General features: G+C 47.4%; 2 protein-coding genes. Both read left to right on the top strand.

Going from position 1 to position 2,096, the window contains the following annotated elements; translation table 11 throughout:
• On the top strand, nucleotides 1-427 hold a 427-nt coding region (locus tag ACSHWX_RS18525; protein WP_435669684.1), incomplete at its 5' end, for a hypothetical protein.
• 26 nt (nucleotides 428-453) lie between these two features.
• Nucleotides 454-2,096, top strand: a 1,643-nt coding sequence (locus ACSHWX_RS18520; RefSeq protein ID WP_435669683.1) for a ParB/RepB/Spo0J family partition protein, incomplete at its 3' end; no start/stop codon positions are given.

Raw genomic sequence — 2,096 nt, 5'->3', positions numbered from 1 at the left:
TGCCCACCCCGGACTTCGTCAGTCGGCCAGAGGCCTAAGCAGCGGCATTCGCCGCTCTTACGCTTCGCTATTAACAGAGGTGATTATAGTGATAAAAGTAGCTGCTAAGTGTGATTTGGACGTTCGATCTACGCATGATAGTGATACAGAGCATAGAACTGTAGCCCTTGGCAATGCCTCATATAACGCTATAGAGGACGTTGATGAAGACACAGTCATTTTCAAAGATGGCAATGGTTGTATTGTCGGATATGCCAAGCCATGTTTCATGGAATCTCAGATCAATATTTTCGCAACACGCTGCAATGGTGATGTTGTGTGTCGTGACAGTGTTGCATCGCCAGACGACGGCGAAAGCATTGAAGACCTAGATTCTAGGTTTCTCGCTTCCATTCTTGCACTGAAAGACAGCACATCTTCTAAGTGAAACATAACCTCCAGGATACTCATATCATGAACAATGCAATTGAAGCCACCAATGCTCTGCCAGTATCTACTGCTTTGGAATCCGATGAAAGAATAAGCTATATCCCATTCAACCAACTACACCGTACTAAAAAGAACGTCAGAACCATCAACCCGAAGGATGACCCGCAAGACAAGGAGCTTCACGCAGCAATTCTCGCAGTCGGGTTGCTCGAAAACCTCATCGTGTTTCCTGATAAGGATGGATATGCTGTGCCTGCTGGTGGACGACGTTTCGGCTCATTGGAGCTTCACGTCAAAGAAGGCAATATGAGCGCTGAAAGGCCGATTCCTTGTCTTGTGAGAACTGAAGAAGAAAGCACCGAACTTTCACTTATTGAGAACCTGACCCAAAAGTCGATGCACCCCGCCGATACCTGTGCAGGTTTTCTTACACTGCAAAAAGACGGAGCGACCATCGAAGATATTGCTGCACGCTTCGGCTACACCGTAACCAGAGTGAAGCAATATTTGCGGCTAGCGCAACTTAACGCCACGCTGCTGAAGCACTTCCGTGCTAACCGCTTGACTATGGATCAGGCTATGGCTTACTGCGCAACGCCGGACAAGAGACTGCAACTATCTGTCTTTCGTTCATTGGGTGACAATCTGTCTGCATCTGTTCACAGCATTCGGAGGCATATCGAGGACTCCAAGGTTAGGTCTGACACTGGCCTTGCCAAGTTTGTAGGGATCGATGCTTATGTGCAAGCAGGTGGCACCTATTGGGACGATCTGTTCACTGGCGTTAAGCTACTCAATGATATGAGCATTCTTGTGACACTAGCCGACGAGAAACTAGCCGCTGTAGCTGACTCACTCAAGCTCGAAGGTTGGAAGTGGGCGATCACGGATCATCAAGGTGTCGGACACCGGTATGAATACAGAAGAATGCCTTTTTCGCAGAAGATTCCAGAGGAAGAGCAAGCAAAGCTAGATGCGTTGGAGGAAGAGATTGACTCCATCTCAGATGAGATAGACGAGATGTACAACTCAGGTAATGCAGACTCCGAGGCAGAGCTTGAGAGACGCCGTGATGAAAAAATGGCTGAATTCGATTCACTTGAATTCGAGCACGTACAACGCTACCGAGAATACGACAACAAGGATCAGGGCGGTTGCATCGTTACTTTTTCGCATGCTACCGGAAAACAGGCTATCTTCTACGGTCTGCAATCGGATGATGACATTCAATCACCTGTTTCTGGGGATGCAACTCAGATAGAAGCGGACGAGTATGAAGGTAAGCAAAAAGAAAAGAAGGCTTCACTTGCTGCGGCGACGAACGGAAAATCTGACGGAATGAACAAGAAACTGATCGAGGATCTTGGACGGTATCGCAGGGAGATTATCAGAGCGGAGCTACTTGACAATCCTTCTGAAGCTCGCGATCTGCTGGAATTCCACTTGTGCCAGAGTCATTTCAGTAGAATATCCTGGGAATCTCCTTTGAGTTTTCGTGTCATGGCGACAGAAGATTCTTTCAACGATGAAGATTCGACAACGCACAAAGCAGCAGATGCGATTGCCCGACATCAGAACGACCTCAACCTATCGTGGTTGAAATCAGACAAACTATTGAAGCAATACACGCAGTTCCGTGATCTTTCGATAGAAGATAGGAACAAGCT

The organism is Maritalea sp., assembly GCF_051251695.1.
Classification (GTDB): domain Bacteria; phylum Pseudomonadota; class Alphaproteobacteria; order Rhizobiales; family Devosiaceae; genus Maritalea.
The sequence above is the reverse complement of the archived record's forward strand: the minus strand, read 5'-3'. Positions and strand labels throughout refer to the sequence as shown.